This window comes from [Flexibacter] sp. ATCC 35208 (assembly GCF_001975825.1).
Classification (GTDB): Bacteria; Bacteroidota; Bacteroidia; order Chitinophagales; family Chitinophagaceae; genus Chitinophaga.
Genome location: NZ_MTKN01000002.1, coordinates 307,910 through 327,238, shown reverse-complemented (window position 1 = coordinate 327,238; position 19,329 = coordinate 307,910). Strand labels below are relative to the sequence as shown.

The window sequence follows — 19,329 nt, the reverse complement described above, 5'->3', positions numbered from 1 at the left end:
AGTTTGAGTTTGAATCAATAGAAGAAGATCATGATTGCAAATACTTTTATACGCAGACCGGTCACCGCGATAGTAATTTCTATCGTACTGGTGTTGGTAGGGATATTGGCGATGCTCAACCTGCCTATTGGTCAGTATCCTGAGATCTCACCTCCTACAGTGCAGGTAACAGGTACATATACTGGTGCAGATGCCCAGACCATTGAACAGACCGTAGCGACTCCTGTAGAAGTACAGGTGAATGGTACGCCTGGTATGACCTACATGACCAGTAACAGTACGAACAGTGGTTCTATGAGCCTTACTGTAAACTTTGAAGTAGGTACCGATATCAACATTGCGGCACTGGATGTACAGAACCGCGTGGGTATCGCTCAGCCAACCCTGCCTCAGGAAGTACAACGCTTAGGTCTTACAGTAAGAAAACGTAACCCCAGTATCCTGATGCTGGTGGCATTATATTCTCCAAAAGGTTCACACGATGTAACCTTCCTGGATAACTATACGAACATCTTTATTAAAGATGCCTTGCTGCGTGCAAAAGGTGTGGGTGATATCTTTACCCGTGCGGATGACTTTAGTATGCGTGTGTGGCTGAAGCCTGATAAGCTGGCTGAAATGAACGTATCTGCCGATGAAGTGAAAGCTGCCATCACAGAGCAGAACGCGCAGATCGCAGCTGGTTCAGTAGGTGCACCACCGCAAAAGGCTGGTCAGACTTACGAGTACAACATCTTCGTAAAAGGTCGTCTGGCAAATACCGAGGAGTTTGGCAATATCGTGATAAAGACCCAACCTAATAACGGTGGTATTGTGTACCTGAAAGATGTAGCCCGCGTAGAACTGGGTAAATTCAACTACACTGGTAACTCCTTTGTAGATGGTAAAAGAGCTTCTTACCTGCTGGTTTACCAGGCACCAGGTAGTAACGCGATCGAAACTGCCGAGAATGTGACTGCCGCTATGGAAGAGCTGAAGAAAGCTTTCCCTGCGGATGTGGATTATGTAGTACCATTCGAATCAGTATCTGTGGTAAAAGTGTCAATCCACGAAGTGGTGGAAACACTGCTTGAGGCCCTTGCACTGGTGGTGATCGTGGTGTTCCTGTTTCTGCAGAGCTGGAGGGCGACCATCATTCCGGTGTTGGCGATTCCGGTGTCTATTATTGCGACGTTTATCTTCTTTATACCACTGGGCTTTACCATCAATACCCTGACCCTGTTCGGTTTCGTTCTGGCGATCGGTATCGTGGTGGATGATGCCATCGTGGTGGTGGAGGCGGTCCAGCATAATATGGACCATGAGCAGATGTCCGCGAAAGATGCCACCTTACAGGCTATGAAAGAAATATCCGGTCCGGTTATCGCGATTGCGTTGATCCTGGCAGCGGTATTTGTACCAGTAGGGTTTATCCCTGGTATCGTAGGTCGTTTGTACCAGCAGTTTGCGATCACAATCGCGATCTCTGTACTGATCTCCGCTTTCATCGCGTTGTCTCTGACCCCTGCATTGTGTACGCTGATTCTGCGTCCTATGCACCTGGATAAGGATTCAAAAGGCCTGAACAAATTATTCTATCGCTTCAATACCTGGTTTGGTCACGTAACCAGCCGTTATTCACTGGGGGTAAAGAAAAGTATCCGTTGGGCAAGATATGTGATGATCCTCCTCCTTTGTATCTGTGTGGGTGTGTTCATGCTGTTCAGATCTAAGTCTACAGGGTTCATTCCTACAGAAGATGATGGTCGTCTGTATATTACATTTGACCTGCCGGAATCTTCTTCTACAGAGCGTACAGTAGAAGCGTTGCATGGTATGATGCATGCTTTGGATAGTATACCGGGTATTGGTCACTATGCCGCATTGGGTGGTTTGAACGTAATTAGCTTTGCGACCAAGTCAAACAGTGCGACCATCTTTGTACAGCTGAAACCATGGGATGACAGAAAGTCTAAGGAAACACAGATCCAGGCAATTGCAGCTAACATCCAGGCGAAATTATCCCGCTGGAAACAGGCATCTGTTTTAGTAATTCAACCGCCGGCTATTCCGGGGCTGGGTAGTACCGCAGGTTTCTCATTCATCCTGGAGCAGCGCAGTGGTGATCCTGATATCAAGGCATTTGAAGGGGTATTGCAGAAGTTTACTGCTGCGATTAACCAACGTCCGGAAATAGCAAGGGGTTTCTCCTTCTTTACCGCACGTACACCGGGTTATCAGTTGGATATAGACCGTGAAAGAGCGAAGAAGATGGGTGTATCTATTTCTTCTATTGCTACGGCGCTTTCCACTTATATGGGTAGCTCTTATGTGAATGACTTCACTATCTATGGCCGTAACTTCCGTGTACTCACACAGGCAGATTCAAGCTATCGTGGTGATATTAAGGATCTGAGCCAGATGTTTGTGAAGAATACAAACGGAGATATGGTACCATTGAGCGCTGTTACTAATTATAAAGTGACAGAAACTGCGCCGGTAATTTCTCACTATAACCTGTTCCGTTCTGCGGAAATCAATGGTGCTCCTAATCCTGGGTATAGTAGTGGTGATGCGATCAATGCACTGAAAGAAGTAGCTGCACAGGTATTGCCTGAAGGTTATGGATATGAGTTCTCTGGTCTGAGCCGTGAGGAGTTATTGTCTGGTAGTAAGACGGTGTACATCTTCGCACTGTCTATTGTATTCGTATTCCTCTTCCTGGCAGCATTGTATGAGAGCTGGTCTGTACCGTTCTCCGTACTGTTGGCGGTGCCGATAGGTGCGTTTGGTGCGATCCTCACGCTTACCTTCCTGCCAAAGATCAGTAATAACGTATATGCACAGATTGGTTTGATCACATTAATTGGGTTGTCGGCGAAGAATGCGATCCTGATTGTGGAGTTTGCGAAAGAGCGTGTGGATAGGGGGATGGAACTGGTAACGGCAACGGTAGAAGCTGCGAAGCTGCGTCTGCGTCCGATCATCATGACCTCTCTTGCGTTCCTGTTGGGTATTCTGCCGCTGGTGCTGGCTACTGGTGCGGGTGCCGAATCCCGTAAGACGATGGGTTGGACTGTATTGGGTGGTATGTTCACCGCTACCTTCCTGGCGATCTTTATTGTACCAGTGTTGTTTGTAACGATTACAAGACTGGCTTATGGTAAGGAAAAGCTGAAGGAGATGCAAGATAGCTACAAGGTGATGCAGGACCATATGGATGTGTAAGGAAAATAGCCGTATAGCTAAATAAAAAGCCCGCTCAATTGAGCGGGCTTTAACATTTTACTTACCAACCACTTGTCTGTAGTATAGCAAAATGGCTAACAGGGACAGGGCAATCGAGGATAGAAAGAATATCAGGAATATTTTCCATCCTATATGAACAGTTATTTTATTTGCTGGTGGCGCAACATCTGTATACACCTTACTTTGCGCACGGGATGACACATTTGCTTGCCTGGTCGCTTCTTCCAAGGCAATCCTCTGCATGAGAGCAGTTTTGATATGTGCTGGAGGCATTGGTGCATCTTTAAATGCTGCCCGCTCCATACGACGTTCTACTTCTTCCATTTCAGTATGTAATTCAGGAAAAATGTTCAAATGAATGTGCAAGTCTTCCTCCTCTTCCATGGTGGTAAATCCAAGGAAGTGTTTTTCGATTAGGCCATCTGATATGTAACGCTCGTATTCCATATACTTATTAAGGTTTTCTCTCAAGTTAACATGTCATCCACTCAAAGGATGGAGAATAAGCAATTTTCCACGGCTTTGCTAAGGTGATAAAAATGTCAGACAAAAAGTTGTCCAAATTAGTGAAATAAGAAAAACCTCAAAAAAATTTTGGATTAAGGGCTCATTATCCCTGTTATAGGTATATATAAATGATTATAATGTGTTCCCCTAGTTATTTTTCTTCTTGAAAATGTTACCTATTCCCTTTACCGCCTCTTTTCCAGCATTCTTCAAATCTTCTGTTTTGTTAGAAGTAGTAGCACTTGTTGTATCCTTCTTCCCTCCCAATAGCTGTTTGGAAAGCTCTTCTTTAGCTGCTTCTTTTACGGTGGTCACAGCCTGGTTCTTTACTGAATGCAAGGTATCTTTGATCGCTGTTTTTACTGTATCTACCTTATTTTTTACTAAAGTAGCAGCCTGATCTTTCAGGTTATTTACCGTATTACCCGCAGTTTCCTGCAAGTTAGTTTTATATGTTGGTTTTAAAATATTTCCTCCCAATAAAACATTCAAATGAATACTATCACTTACGTTTACGGGTATCCCTTTATTACTGGCCTGTGTGGCAAGGCTGGTGATCAGGGCATCACCCTGTTTGCCAATCACACTTCTTGGCAGGGTCATCAACATCGTATAATCCAGTGATTGGTCAAAGCCATGTGAACCACCAACTTGCATGTGCATACCATTGAAATTCACAGTGAAAGGATTGATTTTCACTCTTCCGTTTTCAAAAGAGAAGTATGTTTTCAGGTCTTTCAGTGAAAGGTTTTTTAGTGCAGTTACATTCAGTGTATTTGCCAGCTGATCTACTACACCAAATTTCTGCAATGCACCTTCCAGTACCAGCAGGTTACCATCCCCGTTCAGGCTGCTCATTACCGGCATCATATCTTTGCCCAGCTGCCCTTTCAGGGTCAATTGAGAATTTACTTTACCGCCAATAAATTGGGCGATCGGCATTAATTTCTGTACTGTATTGAAGGATTTAAATGCCTCCTGAATATCTATCTGTTGTACATTGTAAGCCATGCTGATATCAGGTGTATTGGGATTTGTTTTGGTGCTGTATGTACCATTTACCTCCATGGTACCCTGCATGGCATTGGCTTTTACCTGCTGCATGGTAACGGTCTGATCTTTTACCAGCAGTGCCCCGGTTACATTAGTCAGGTCCAGTTTGTCATAATGTACTTTGTCTGCTGTAGCATTCAGGCTCAGGTCCAGGTTAGCAGGTACGGCAAATGGTGCGCTGGGTGTATCCGTAGCAGTGGTAGTGGTTGTTTCTGTGCCCATCCATTTATCCAGGTAGATCTGATCGGCTTTCACAGTCAGGTTACCATCCAGTGGTTCGTTTTTGAAAGCATAAGCCAGCATGTTATTCACCGCACCGTTGGCTTTGAAATTCGTACCCATGTACTGACCATCGAATGATTCAATTGTTACATTTTTAGGATTGAATTTCATGGAGAGGTTATTCACCTTCACGCCATCCGGATAGTCTTTGCTGCGGTACAGGAGGTTGGTCACCAGGATGCTGCCCGCTGCATAGAAACGATCGTATTGTTGCTTTTCGATTGCGCTCATATTGCCTTTGGCACTTACGTCTGCATCGACGATACCACTGAGTGCAGTTCCTTCTTCCAGTTTTACAAACTGGGTTACTTTAGACAGGTCCAGGCTACCTTTGGCAGCACCATCCACATACATGTCTGATACCGGCGTTTTTACCAGCAGGCGCAGGTCCAGCGGGGTATTATCCATATCCAGGTGAGCAGATGGCATGTCTACAATCGTATGATCAGGCACACCGTCAGGATTGCTGACCTTCAGGGCGATCTGTATATTCTTTACTGGTTTTGGCAGATCAGGATATTGGAAGAAACCATCTTTTACATTCAGGTTGAGGCCAAATGCCGGCATCTGTGTAGCACTGTAAGTTCCTTTTACAAAGCCGTCAAATGATGCAGTACCCGAAGTTTTAATCTTATCAAAGTCTGTCATGAAGATGGCCGGTACCAGTGAAAGGATGTCTTTGAACTGGGTGGACGGCGCTTTCATACTCAGGTCCATGCCATAAGTGCTATCGTTTACCAGTGTGAAAGAACCCTGTGCAGTGAGCTGCAGGTTATTCAGACTAGCTTTAGCCTGTTGGATGGTATATGTGCTGGTTTTGTTATCTATCTTGATGTCTGCATCCATTTTGGTATGGGTACGCAGCAGGTAGGGGATGAGGCCATAACGGAAAGTGATGGCTTCTGCTTCGGTGCTGGTACTGAGGATAAAGAGATCCTGTGTGAAATCTCCTTTGCCTGAGTGATCCAGGTTTTCAATGATGAGTCCCATATCTCCCTGGCGGTCAGTATACTCGATATACGCATCTTCGATTTTGTACTGTTGCAGGCTCATAGCAAACTTAGTAGAAGCAGTATCAGCTGGATTGGCCTGTGCAGTATCTGGTTTGGTAATGTCCCAGTTGGCTTTACCATCTTTGTTGATGATGGCGTGAATGCGTGGCGCTTCGATATTGATGTTATAGATATCGTAGGTTTCGCCTTTGATTACGCTCATCAGATTTAATGCCACATCGATTTTTTTCACGGAGATCAGGGTATCTCCAACAAAAGGTGCGCGATTTACAACCTGCAGGTCTTCCAGTGCCACGGCAAGGCGGGGGAAGTGTCTGATCAGACTAATATCTACATCTTTGAAGTCAACGTCCGCCTCCAACTGTTTATTCAATTCAGTTTTTACGATGGACATAATCTTTCCCTTGAACAGGAAAGGAATGGCAATTGCTGCAGCTACTAATACGATCAGCAATATACCCGTTATTTTCAGGATCTTCTTTAACATGTGGCAGATATAGGTTTATATATTCCGATTGAAGATAACAAGTAATACCGTATTCTTCAAATTACCTTAATTTTGCTGTTGAAATTTTATATCTAATTGATTATGACGCCTGAACGTAGAGAAAGATTATTATTCGTACTGAATAGACGCCAGGCTGGCCTTACGGTAGTACTGGATAATATAGAAGATCCACACAATGTTTCTGCAATAATGCGTACCTGCGATGCGGTAGGTATCCAGGAAATTTATGTGGTGACTACCAAGGCACCAAGGGTGAAGAAATGGGGGATTAAAAGTTCGTCCAGTGCTGTTAAATGGCTGACGATTCATCAGTTTACCGATGTACGGGAATGTATTAAAGTATTAAAGCAGCGATATGATAAATTGATGACGACTCATCTGGCACATGGTGCGGTGAGTCTGTATGATATTGATTTTACAGGTTCTGTAGCATTGGTATTTGGGAATGAGCAGACAGGGGTGTCTGAGGAATTAAGGGCTGCTGCGGATGGTAATTTTATTATTCCACAAATGGGAATTATTCGATCATTAAACGTATCGGTAGCGTGTGCGGTGAGTATCTATGAAGCCATGAGGCAAAAGACGCTGGCAGGGCATTATGATAAAAGAAATTTACCTGATGAACAATTTAATACCCTGTTAGATGAATGGGGATATGAAGAAGAATAAAAATAAAAAAAGCTGTTGCGATCTGCAACAGCTTTTTTATTTTAAAGACGTTTGAATTAAGCACTACATGTCACACAACCCTCTTCCATGGTGCACACTGCACCTTCAATTATCTCCACCTCATCTAACTTCGGGTCTACTTTCTTTTCACCAACAGATGCTGTAGCAGCAATCACTGGCTCCATATTCTGACCACCCTGTTTCTCTACTGTAAACTGTACAGCCTGTGTAGCAGCCTGTGTACGCAGATAATACATACCGGTTTTCAAACCTCTCTTCCATGCGTGGAAGTGCATAGATGTCAGCTTAGCAGCAGAAGGTGTATCTACGAACAGGTTCAGTGACTGAGACTGGCATATAAATGCACCACGATCTGCAGCCATATCGATGATCGTACGTTGTTTGATTTCCCAAACAGTTTTATACAGCGTTTTGATGTTAGTTGGAATTTCCTGGATGTTCTGGATAGACCCGTTTGCCGCAATGATCTTGTTCTTCATATCATTATCCCACAGGCCGAGTTCTACCAGATCTTTCAGCAGGTGTTTGTTCACTACCACAAATTCACCACTCAGTACACGACGGGTGTAGATGTTGGAAGTATATGGTTCAAAACATTCGTTGTTACCAAGAATCTGAGAAGTAGATGCTGTAGGCATTGGTGCCAGCAACAGGGAGTTGCGGATACCATGCTTTTTGATGGCTGCTTTCAGCGAAGTCCAATCCCAGCGTGCAGAAGGTGTTACACCCCACATATCAAACTGCAGAATACCTTTTGAGGCAGGTGAGCCTGGGAAGGTTTCGTAAGCGCCTTCTTTTACAGCCAGATCTTTGGAAGCAGTGAGGCCTGCAAAGTAGATAGTTTCAAAGATATCTTTGTTCAGCTGTTTAGCTTCTTCACTTTCAAATGGATAACGCATCAGGATAAAGGCATCTGCCAGACCCTGTACACCCAGTCCGATAGGACGGTGACGCAGGTTGGAGTTACGCGCCTGTTCAACCGGATAAAAGTTATTATCAATGATGCGGTTCAGGTTGATCGCTACCTGATAAGTCACATCAAATAAACGCTGGTGATCAAATTTACCATCGATCACAAAGCGAGGCAGTGCCAGAGATGCGAGGTTACATACAGCTACTTCGTTTGCATCAGTATATTCGATGATTTCTGTACACAGGTTCGAACTCTTGATAGTACCCAGGTTCTGCTGGTTCGATTTGCTATTGGCAGCATCTTTATACAGCAGGTAAGGGTTACCGGTTTCAATTTGTGCATCGAGAATAGCGAACCATAGGTCCTGTGCTTTCACAGTTTTGCGTGCGCGGTTTTCGCTTTCATATTGTGTGTATAATTTCTCGAAAGCTTCACCCCAGCACTCGTGCAGTCCTGGTGCTTCGTGAGGACAGAACAGGCTCCAGTCGCCATTTTCTTCCACACGCTTCATGAACAGGTCTGGTACCCATAGTGCATAGAACAGGTCTCTTGCACGCATTTCTTCTTTACCATGGTTCTTGCGCAGATCCAGGAATTCGAAGATGTCTGCATGCCATGGTTCGAGGTAGATTGCGAAAGCGCCTTTACGCTTACCACCACCCTGGTCTACATAACGTGCAGTGTCGTTGAACACACGCAGCATAGGAATGATACCATTAGAAGTACCATTGGTACCACTGATGTATGAACCTGTAGCGCGGATGTTGTGAATGCTCAGACCAATACCGCCGGCACTCTGTGAGATCTTTGCAGTTTGCTTGAGGGTATCATAGATACCTTCAATGCTATCGTCCTGCATGGTGAGCAGGAAGCAGCTGGACATCTGTGGCTTAGGCGTACCTGCATTGAACAGGGTAGGCGTAGCATGTGTGAACCAGCGTTCGCTCATCAGGTTATATGTTTTGATAGCAGCGTCGATATCCTCTTTGTGTATACCAACTGCCACACGCATCAACATATGTTGTGGACGTTCCGCCACTTTCCCATCTATCTTTAATAAGTAAGAACGTTCCAGTGTTTTGAAACCGAAATAATCGAATGCGAAATCACGGTCGTAAATTATATTGGAGTCGAGAATCTCTGCATTATTACTGATGATTTCCATCACATCATCAGAGATCAGTGGTGCTGGTTTGCCGACTTTAGGATCGATATAATCATACAGGTTCTTCATTGTCTGGGAGAATGATTTCACTGTATTTTTATGGAGGTTACTTACTGCAATGCGTGAAGCCAGCAGTGCGTAATCAGGATGTTTGGTAGTAAGCGAGGCGGCTGTTTCTGCAGCCAGATTATCCAGCTCAGTAGTATTCACTCCATCATATAAACCTTGAATCACTTTCTTGGCAACGTCGATGGCATCTACATAATCCGCATTTAATCCATAACAAAGCTTTTCAACGCGGGCAGTGATCTTGTCAAACTTTACCGCTTCTTTGCGACCGTCGCGCTTAATTACAAACATGGTTAAATGAATTTAAAGGTTAGTATAATCGAATATGTGTTGGCAAAAAAAATGTCAGCTTATAGCTTGCAATTATTATGCCTTTATACATGAATCCTGTAATTAATTAGAAATCTTCATCGAGTCTGAAAGTCTGAGTATCTTTTCCAGACATTACACCTGCTTTCTGATAGTCACCCACGCGTTTTTCGAAGAAGTTGGTTTTACCCTGCAGAGAAATCATCTCCATGAAATCAAACGGATTTGCAGTATTAAATATTTTACTATAACCTAATTCTGATAACCAGCGGTCTGCCACGAATTCAATGTATTCGGCCATCAGCTTACTGTTCATGCCAATCAGTGCTACAGGCAGCGCATCGATAATAAATTCTTTTTCTATTTCTACTGCGTTGGATATAATATGGTGAACCTGTTCTTCCGATAATTTTTGTTCCAGCATGCTATAGAGCAAACAAGCAAATTCACAATGCAATCCTTCATCACGGCTAATCAATTCATTGGAGAATGTCAACCCTGGCATTAATCCTCTTTTCTTGAGCCAGAAGATAGAACAGAAGCTACCGGAGAAAAAGATACCTTCTACCGCAGCAAATGCTACCAGGCGTTCTGCAAAGTTGCCATTCTCAATCCAGCGCAGTGCCCATTCTGCTTTTTTCTTTACAGCGGGTACTGTATCGATGGCATGGAACAGGCGGTCTTTTTCAACCGGATCTTTTACGTAAGTATCGATCAGTAATGCGTATGTTTCAGAGTGGATGTTTTCCATCATGATCTGAAAACCATAAAAACAACGAGCTTCTGGTAATTGTACTTCACTCATGAAGTTAACAGCCAGATTTTCATTTACAATGCCATCACTGGCAGCAAAAAATGCGAGTACGTGTGTAATAAAGTGACGTTCACCATCATTCAGATTAGCCCAGTCTTTCAGGTCCCCACTCAGATCTATTTCTTCAGCTGTCCAGAAACTGGCTTCGTGCTTTTTGTATTTTTCCCATACAGCCGGATAATTGATAGGCAGCAATACAAAGCGATCCTTATTTTCCTTCAACAGGAGTTCATTCTCGTAGTTCATCAACTCAATTAATTTAATTATGGTTAACGTATATAGACATGCCAGGACATTACGGAAAGGAGACGTTCCCGCCAATTTATTTGCTATGAACCCTTTTTCTGAAATACCCTTATTATACGCTGGTTTGTTCAGGACAGGTGGATTGCGCTGGTAATGTTTTCTCGGGGCACAACTTCGCCATGAACTTATACAAATGTAATGATGATCTTCGCTGGCTATATTTTAAGTTATTAACGACCTGTGGAAAACACATGTGTGTAATTATAGAATGAAGCAGGATAGGGGTATTCGCGAATGTTAATTCTATCCGCAATCGTTTTGCACATAGAAAATAATTTAGATATTATTTAGTTTTTTTTCCGGAAAACAGGCTAAAATTTCACCAATTTTTTGTTAATTCATTTACTACCAGTAGAATAAAAAAAGATATTTGTGCAATATTAGCATAAAGTATAATCATTCATTATGTCGGCACCCGTACTCCATTTAAAAAATGTGATTAAAGCCTATGAAGATCATGTAGTTCTGAATATCCCTGATCTCCAATTAGAATATGGAACCTATTGGTTATTAGGGGGAAATGGAGCCGGCAAGACTACCAGCATGAAAGTAATGGCTGCACTGATACCCTGTGAGGGCGAAATCAGTGTGGAAAACGTGCGGGCAAAGCAGCAACCTGTACAATTTAGACGTATGGTGAACTATGCAGAAGCTGAGCCTGTTTATCCTGGTTTCCTCACAGGAAAAGACCTGGTCAGTTTGTACCTGAAAACCAAGGGCAAAGGATATAAAGAACTGGATGAGATCATATACTCATTAGGTATCCACGAGTTTATTCACAGGCCGGTGAGCGGGTACTCCAGTGGTATGTTGAAAAAGCTGTCACTGGTACTGGCTTTTGCTGGTATGCCAAAGGTTATTTTGCTCGATGAGCCGCTGATCACTTTGGATGTTCAAACCGTTCCTTTGATCAATCATCTTGTGGAGGAATTCCATACGAAGTTTGGAGTTACTTTTATTATTAGTTCACATCAGCCAGTTTCGGGCAGTTCTATCCGCTTACAGGTACAGGATAAAAATATTGTAGCAGCTCATGGCGTTATCTAAAATATTTACTGCCCGCTTTTATGCAAGTAATGCGGCCATCTTTTTCCTGGTATTTTATTTCTTTTTTGGAATAGTACCAGGCAATATGTTGCTTTCGTATCACCTCACACTGATCAGGGGTTTTACCAGCAATACAGACTTTCTATTCCTTGTATTATCAGGTTGGGCTATTTACAATGTGAAGTGCGCGTTTTTTGTTTTGAAAACATTAAGTGCCAGAGAATCGTTGTACCTGTATGGAACATTGGGGGTGCTGGATGGTACAAGTAAATGGACCACCTGGTACCGTATACATTTCTCATTGTATTTACCCGCACTTGCATATAGTGCAGTTGCCGTATGCGTAGCATGGAAAGATAAGCATATAGGTGCTGCTGCTGTTATTGTATTATTCCAGTTACTGATGACAGTAATACCATTGTATTTTTATGATTATAGAATAAAACGGCCGGGTACTACTTCTATCTTTATCAGGTGGCAGCAAAAACTGAATCGCTTATTTACTAAACCATTGTGGGCATATTATGTGTATGAGTTGTTGAATAATGGTAGCCGTTCACTGTTTATAACCAAAGGGGTGACTGGGCTCATCATCATTGTTACTTATTCACTGATGGAACAGCCGTATGAATTGCGGTTTATGCTGGTAGGACTGTTACTGGTATTACTGGCACATACGGTGCTGGTGTTTAATCACAGGCAATTTGATGATCTGAAGTTATCCATGACTGTACAATTCCCTTTGCCCTTGTGGAAAAGGTATGGACATACATCGTTAGCATATTTCGTGTTGTTGTTGCCTGAATTTATTTTCCTGGCAGTGAGAACTTATCAGGTTGCTGGTCCATTAGATCAGTTGTTGTTTATCTGCGTGAGTGTATCGATGTTGGTGATGTGGAGAAAGTTGTTATATTTTTCAAAACTGGACCAGGATAAATATTTTCGCTGGGTATTGATTTCAGTAGTAGTCGCTTTGTTTATGATATTAGGTTATTGGTACTGGTACCTTGTCATTGCATTGCAGGTGCTGGCCTTTACTATATTCAGTATAAGGTATTATAAGTACGAACCGCCGCTGGCAGAAGTACAGTAACCCTTCTCATTTTCTTAGAAAGTCTCTCATTTTGAGAGGCTTTTTTTTGTGCGTAAAAATGAGCATTTTGTTGAAAGGCTTGTCAATAAAGCATTTGGTTATTCTATGCCAGAACCGGAACAATTTTCGGCTATTATCCGGCATCGAATAAACTTATACAAAATGAACAACCTTTTAAGCGTACTTTTATTTGCATCTGTCCAAACATTCGCCCAGACGCCTGATACGACCAAAGTTCCTTTTAGCGGCATGGATATGACCTGGCAAAATGGTAATGACAGAAGGGATCAACCCAACCTGCAATCAAAGTATGTGACCGGCATCGTGATGCTGGATGTGAACTACACACATTCTTTCAACAATCCAAATGACAACACCGTAGTAGGTTCTACTGCACTGGCACGTAACAATGAGGTACAGGTTTCCAGTGCTGCATTGGGCGGTGAGTTTAATTACAATGGCGCCAGAGGTCGTATCATCACTCAATTTGGTACCCGTTCTATCGTCGTACCACGCAATGATTACAGTGTGTACAGAGGACAATATCAATTGGCTGATGCATACCGATATATCAGTGAGGCTTATGCAGGGTATCACTTCAACAAGTGGTATGGTATCAATGTGGATGCCGGTATGTTCATGTCTTATATCGGTCTGAACTCCTATTATCAGGTTGAAAACTGGGAATATCAGGCTAGCTTTACATCTGATAATACCCCCTGGTTTTTCAATGGTGTACGTGTACAGATCTTTCCTACCAAACACCTGAAAATAGAACCATGGCTCATCAATGGCTGGCAGAGTTATGGTAAATTCAATGCCATGCCTGGACTGGGTTTTAACATTACCTATGCACCAAATGACAATGTGAAACTGATCACCAACAACTACTATGGTTCCGATGCTGCCATGATTGCTGACCGTAAGCGTTTCCACTCAGACAATAGTTTCCTGTACAGATATTATAACAAGCCAAATTCAAACGGTATAACAAAAATGGCTTTTTCCATGACCGGTGACATTGGTTTTGAAAAAGGTGGTGGTGTGAATGGTTTTTCCAATGGCGATAGTACTAAAGGGCCAGCGCAATATTTCTTAAGCGCTATGTTCTATAACCGTACCTGGTTTGCCCATGATCATTTTGCATGGACAATAGGTGGTGGTGTGATGAAAAACCCTGGACGGTACCTGGTACTGTATCCTACAGGTCAGGCAAGCCCACTGCCTGATCCGGCAGATCCTACTAAAACAGAAGGCGCTTATCCTTTCTCTGCAAACCCCGGCGATCAGTTTGCCGCATGGGATTGTAGTACAAACCTTGACTGGATGCCTAATCAAAACCTGACTTTCAGAATCGAGTATGTGCACAGACATGCAAGCGTACCTTACTTCGCAGGAAAGGGCGGCGTGACTTCTCCTACAGGGTATACCACCACTCCATTGCCGGCGGACTGGCGTCCTGACCTGGTGAAATCAGAAGACCGGATTATTTGTGCGATATTATTCAGGCTGTAAATAATCAATTATATTCCTAAGAGAACCCGGATGAGGGTTGCCACCCGGCAACCCTCATTGATATTTATAATTTCAAATTGACTATATTCGTAATTCGAGTGCGTAAACTTGGGGGACTGATCAACCAATGTCGTTAATTGAAATTATAAATGGGTTTATTTTCCAGAATATTTGGTAAGCGTAGCGAACTCGCTTCCAATGAGCAACTACCTGTAGTACATGTTCCAGATTCGGATGAGCGAATGAACTGGGCAATAGAAAAAGCAAGGGCTACCATGCATCACTTTCAGGATAGCCTGTCTGAGCCAACACCTGCACAACAATACTTTTCAGTAAAAGTACTGATCGATGATGGCACCAGCCGTGAGCATATATGGCTGACTACCCCCAGCTTTGACGACGAAGGCAACCTGTATGGCGAGGTTGGCAACAAACCTGTTTATGTGAGTTCTGTATCCATCAATCAACGTATCGGTATCGATCCGCAATTCATCACCGACTGGATGATCATTGAAAATGGCCGTCTGATAGGTGGTTATACTATCCGCGCTATTCGTGAAGGTTTGCCGGATCATGAGGTGGCGGATTTTGACAGACAGGTAGGCTTGTATATCGATGAGGGCGTTGACTATTTTGCCCATGACTTTTCCACACCGGAAGGGGCGATCCTGTGCCTGGAAGATGCTTATGATGAACAGGATATTGAAAAAGCTGTATCCTGCAAAAATTTCTATGAAGAAGCCAGGTTGCTGCTCAGGAAAATGAATGACAGGTTCAACAGTCCTGAAATCGTCGAGGCTACTGCCGAAGTACTCCGGCTTTCTTTTATCAAAAACCTTGAAGAAAAAGGGTTTCCTGTATTCCACAACTTACTCCGGGCTTTCCCTGCCAGAACGAAAATCACTGATAACCTATATCTCATTACAGAATTTTGTATTTTCCCTGATGGAGGAAAAAGTCGCCAACAATTGTATACCTTCAGGGATGAAGATGGCTGGAAAGTGTTGAATGTTGCAGAGTAATAAACAAATAATTTATGAAGCAGTTAATCCGTTACAGTCTGTTATGTATGGGACTGTTATCCACGTGTATGTCTACCGCCCAGCAGCTGCTCAATGTGGGCGTAGCAGGTCTCAATCATGATCATGTGCATTTGCTCATGCATCAGTTCAAAGAAGGTAAGGTACGCATAGCCGGTATTGCAGAGGCAGATACTGCACTGGTAGCAAGGTACAAAAGGAGTTACCACCTGCCTGATTCCATTTTTTATCCAAGTCTGGATGCCATGCTGGCCAAAGTGCATCCCGATGCTGTACTGGGTTACAACCCAGTGGCGGAGCATGTATTGGTCGTAGAAGCCTGTGCACCAAAAGGTATTCCTGTGATGGTAGAAAAGCCACTCGCCACCACAGTGGCACAGGCTACCCGTATAGCTGCGCTGGCGGAGAAATACCACATTCCTGTGCTTACCAATTACGAAACTACCTGGTACAGCACCAATCAGCAAGTGTATGAGCTGGTGAAGAAAAATGCCATCGGTCCGGTAAGGAAAATGATCGTGCATGATGGGCATGAAGGCCCGATAGAAATCGGATGTAGCAAGGATTTTACTAACTGGTTGACGGATCCTGTGAAAAACGGGGGAGGAGCAATCGTAGATTTTGGTTGCTATGGCGCTAACCTGATGACATGGCTCATGGATGGCAAAGCACCTATTGCTGTAACAGCGGTGGCGCGTCATATCAAACCATCGGTGTATCCTAAGGTGGATGATGATGCCACAATTCTGCTGGAGTACCCTGATGCTACCGGTATTATTGAAGCCAGCTGGAACTGGCCATTTAGTATCAAAGACTGGGAAGTATTTGGTAAGAGCGGCTATTTACATGCCCTGAATGCCAATCAGCTGCAGCAAAGACAAAAAGATAGTACACAGTCGCTGACAGTACCTGTACCCGCATATACCGATAACCTCACTTACCTGGCAGCTGTGTTAAATGGTACGATACAACCGGGTCATGATCTTTCTTCCCTGAATAATAACCTGATTGTAGTAAAGATATTGGAGGCTGCGAGAAAGTCGGCGAAGGAGGGGAAGAGACAGGAAATCAACAAGCTATAAACAGGTCCGGACCAGCTGCATCTACAAGCCGGTTTAAACCACTCTACGCTATGAAACGCTACTTCATGCCGCTGCTGGTGCTGCTTTGCCAGCTTAGCTATGCACAACAAATAACCCCCACTTTATTTGCCCATCCTCCTGCCAGTGCCGGTATCCGTTGCTGGTGGTGGTGGCTCAATGGCAATGTGACCAAAGAAAGCATTACCCTCGATCTGGAAGCCATGAAAGCCAAAGGCTTCAGTGGCGCCTGTATTGTAGATGCAGGTGGACAGGATCAACGGGATAATGGCAATGTACCTGAAGGTCCTATGTTTGGTTCTCCGGAATGGGTGGCCTTGTTTCAGCATGCTGTAAAAGAAGCACACAGATTAGGATTGGAGCTAAGTATGAATATTCAAAGCGGCTGGAACCTGGGCGCGCCAGATGTAACTCCGCAGGAATCGACGAAGCATATTACCTGGTCTGATACCACCTTAACAGGCAATAAAACTATACAGGTACAGTTGGCTACGCCTCCTGCCAGACAAGGTTTTTACAGGGATATTGCCGTACTGGCATTTCCATGGAGAGATACAATTGGTATTCACCCACTGAAAGACCTGCATAAGAAAGCTGCTTTTGAAGAAGCTGGCTTTTCTGCTGCCGATACCCGGTATTTGTTAAAGAATGACGTTGTAAGTAAAGCCAATGCATATCATTCCGAAGTAATTGACATCTCTGAATTTTTAGATCATACAGGACGTTTGAAATGGAAAGCGCCGGCAGGAAAATGGGTGATCATGCGCTTTGGCTATACCAATAATGGCGCACACATTTCTACTGCCAGTGGCAAATGGCAGGGCCTTGTAATTGACTACATGAATGCAGACCATTTTGACAGATATTGGAATACCCATGTAAAACCACTGCTGGATGGGATTGGTGCAGATGCTGGTACTACATTGCGTTATCTACAAACGGATAGCTGGGAACTTGGTGGCATTAACTGGACTGAAAATTTCCGCAAGGAATTTCAGATCCGCAGAGGTTATGATCTGTTGCCCTACCTGCCTGTAGTAGCAGGGAAAATTATCGATAGCCCTGATTCCAGTAATCAGTTTCTGAATGATTTTAGAAAGACGATCGGTGACCTGGTGTCTGATTATCATTACAAAGTATTCAAAGCGCATGCAGCCAAATACGTCATGGGCATTGGTCCGGAATGTTCCGGTCCGCATGTTGGATTTTTTGATGGTTTGAAAAACTATGGACATAGCGACATCATGATGAGTGAATTCTGGGCGCCTTCTGCACACCGGCCGGATCCGGATAGCCGGTTTTTTGTAAAGCAGGCTGCGAGTGCTGCACATATTTACAATAAAACCCTTGTAGGCGCAGAAGCATTTACCACCATCGGAAAACACTGGAATGATGTGATCTGGCATGATCTGAAAAGCTCCTTTGACCATGAAGTGTGTGCAGGCTTGAACCTGGTATTTCTCCATACATTTACTTCATCTCCTGCCTCTATGGGAGAGCCGGGGCAGGAATATTTTGCAGGTACGCATTTAAACAGACATATTACCTGGTGGCCATATGCAGATGCGTTTTTCAATTACATGGCAAGGGTACAATACATGATGCAGCAAGGAAGATTTGTAGCAGATGTCGTGTATTACTATGGCGATCACGTACCGAATATTGCAAAGAATAAAGAGAGCGATCCCGCGCATGTATTGCCTTACAATGATTACGATGTGATCAATGAAGAACAGCTGATGAAAATGGAATTAAAGAATGGGTGGCTGGAATTGCCGGGTGGTATGCGATACAGAAAACTCGTAGTGCCGGCAGATTATAAATTATCTCCTGCTGTGCAGCAGAAAGTAAATGCATTGCAAACCAATGTACCACTAACCCCTGATTTTATTGGCGAAAATATTAACTGGATCCATCACCAGCAGGATAGCATGGATTATTACTTTGTAAGTAACAGCGCCGATACTGCCACGCACGTACAAGCCAGTTTTAGAATCACTGGCAGGCAACCAGAATACTGGGATCCTGTAACGGGAGAAATACGCCAAATTTCGGCGTTCAGACAAAAAGAGGATATGACTACCATACCGTTGAATTTCGCGCCATATGGGGCTTATTTTGTTGTTTTCAGAAAGCCTATACATGGAGATGGAAAAGCAGGTACGAACAATTATGTATTTATCCCCAAAGACACCTTAAAAAGCCCCTGGCAGGTCCAATTTAAAGACATGCCTGTAAAGACATTCACCAAACTCGAAAGCTGGACCAATCATACAGATCCCGCTGTGAAATATTATTCCGGTGCTGCCACTTATCAACAGTCATTTAACTGGAATCGCACCTCAACTGATTCCATGTATATTGATCTTGGCAAGATACAGGATGTTGGTATTGCGCAGGTGAATTTAAATGGCAAAGACCTTGGTATCGTATGGACGCCTCCTTTCAGACTACCCATAAAATTGGATAAAGGCAAAAACGATCTGCAAATCATTGTTATCAACAGCTGGCGAAACCGCCTTGTCGGAGACAGGGGATTGCCGGAAGCGCAACGCATTACTCACACTAATATCTTTATCCGACCCGAGTGGAATTTACTCCCCGCAGGATTGCTGGGACCAGTGGTAATTGGCCGCCTGACTGAACAATAGCGCGATTCATTAATTTTTTTTTGGAC

General features: G+C 43.7%; 12 protein-coding genes. 8 read left to right on the top strand and 4 right to left on the bottom strand.

Annotation, left to right across the window (positions count from 1 at the left end):
* The first annotated feature begins 30 nt into the window (after positions 1-30).
* Complete coding sequence (locus tag BW716_RS02830; RefSeq protein WP_083720743.1) at positions 31-3,207, top strand: efflux RND transporter permease subunit; 3,177 nt, start codon at positions 31-33, stop codon at positions 3,205-3,207.
* Positions 3,208-3,264: 57 nt separating this feature from the next.
* Here BW716_RS02830 and BW716_RS02825 read toward each other — a convergent pair whose 3' ends face one another.
* Both BW716_RS02825 and BW716_RS02820 read right to left on the bottom strand, forming a co-directional pair.
* On the bottom strand, positions 3,265-3,675 hold the full coding sequence (locus BW716_RS02825) for a hypothetical protein (protein WP_143708699.1): 411 nt from the start codon (positions 3,673-3,675) through the stop codon (positions 3,265-3,267).
* Positions 3,676-3,882: 207 nt separating this feature from the next.
* Positions 3,883-6,570 (bottom strand): AsmA-like C-terminal region-containing protein, encoded by a 2,688-nt coding sequence (locus tag BW716_RS02820; protein WP_083720739.1) that lies wholly within the window; start codon positions 6,568-6,570, stop codon positions 3,883-3,885.
* A gap of 102 nt (positions 6,571-6,672) precedes the next feature.
* On the opposite strand from BW716_RS02820, the gene BW716_RS02815 reads away from it, so the two are divergent.
* The gene (locus tag BW716_RS02815; RefSeq protein WP_083720737.1) at positions 6,673-7,260 is read left to right on the top strand and encodes an RNA methyltransferase; all 588 of its coding nucleotides are present in this window, start codon (positions 6,673-6,675) and stop codon (positions 7,258-7,260) included.
* A gap of 56 nt (positions 7,261-7,316) precedes the next feature.
* Here the strand turns inward: BW716_RS02815 and BW716_RS02810 are convergent, their stop codons facing one another.
* Both BW716_RS02810 and BW716_RS02805 read right to left on the bottom strand, forming a co-directional pair.
* Positions 7,317-9,719, bottom strand: a complete 2,403-nt coding sequence (locus BW716_RS02810; protein ID WP_083720735.1) for a ribonucleoside-diphosphate reductase subunit alpha — start codon at positions 9,717-9,719, stop codon at positions 7,317-7,319.
* A gap of 106 nt (positions 9,720-9,825) precedes the next feature.
* Positions 9,826-10,797, bottom strand: coding sequence for a ribonucleoside-diphosphate reductase small subunit (locus BW716_RS02805; RefSeq protein ID WP_083720733.1), 972 nt, complete (start codon positions 10,795-10,797; stop codon positions 9,826-9,828).
* A 465-nt stretch (positions 10,798-11,262) separates the two neighbouring features.
* Here BW716_RS02805 and BW716_RS02800 point away from each other — a divergent pair, with 465 nt between their 5' ends.
* The 6 genes from BW716_RS02800 (at position 11,263) to BW716_RS02775 (ending at position 19,303) form a co-directional block, all read left to right on the top strand.
* Positions 11,263-11,904: an ATP-binding cassette domain-containing protein gene (locus tag BW716_RS02800; RefSeq protein ID WP_083720732.1), complete on the top strand. Its 642-nt coding sequence runs from the start codon at positions 11,263-11,265 to the stop codon at positions 11,902-11,904.
* A complete protein-coding gene (locus BW716_RS02795) occupies positions 11,891-12,997 on the top strand; it encodes a hypothetical protein (RefSeq protein WP_083720730.1) in 1,107 nt (368 codons plus the stop codon). The genes BW716_RS02800 and BW716_RS02795 overlap by 14 nt, the downstream gene beginning before the upstream one ends.
* A 162-nt stretch (positions 12,998-13,159) precedes the next feature.
* A complete protein-coding gene (locus tag BW716_RS02790; RefSeq protein ID WP_083720728.1) occupies positions 13,160-14,512 on the top strand; it encodes an outer membrane beta-barrel protein in 1,353 nt (450 codons plus the stop codon).
* Positions 14,513-14,661: 149 nt separating this feature from the next.
* Entirely contained in the window at positions 14,662-15,534 is an 873-nt protein-coding gene (locus tag BW716_RS02785) for a YegJ family protein (RefSeq protein WP_083720726.1), read from the top strand.
* A gap of 14 nt (positions 15,535-15,548) precedes the next feature.
* Positions 15,549-16,634, top strand: coding sequence for a Gfo/Idh/MocA family protein (locus tag BW716_RS02780; RefSeq protein ID WP_083720724.1), 1,086 nt, complete (start codon positions 15,549-15,551; stop codon positions 16,632-16,634).
* Positions 16,635-16,684: 50 nt separating this feature from the next.
* On the top strand, positions 16,685-19,303 hold the full coding sequence (locus BW716_RS02775; protein WP_083720723.1) for a glycosyl hydrolase: 2,619 nt from the start codon (positions 16,685-16,687) through the stop codon (positions 19,301-19,303).
* Positions 19,304-19,329 lie beyond the last annotated feature (26 nt).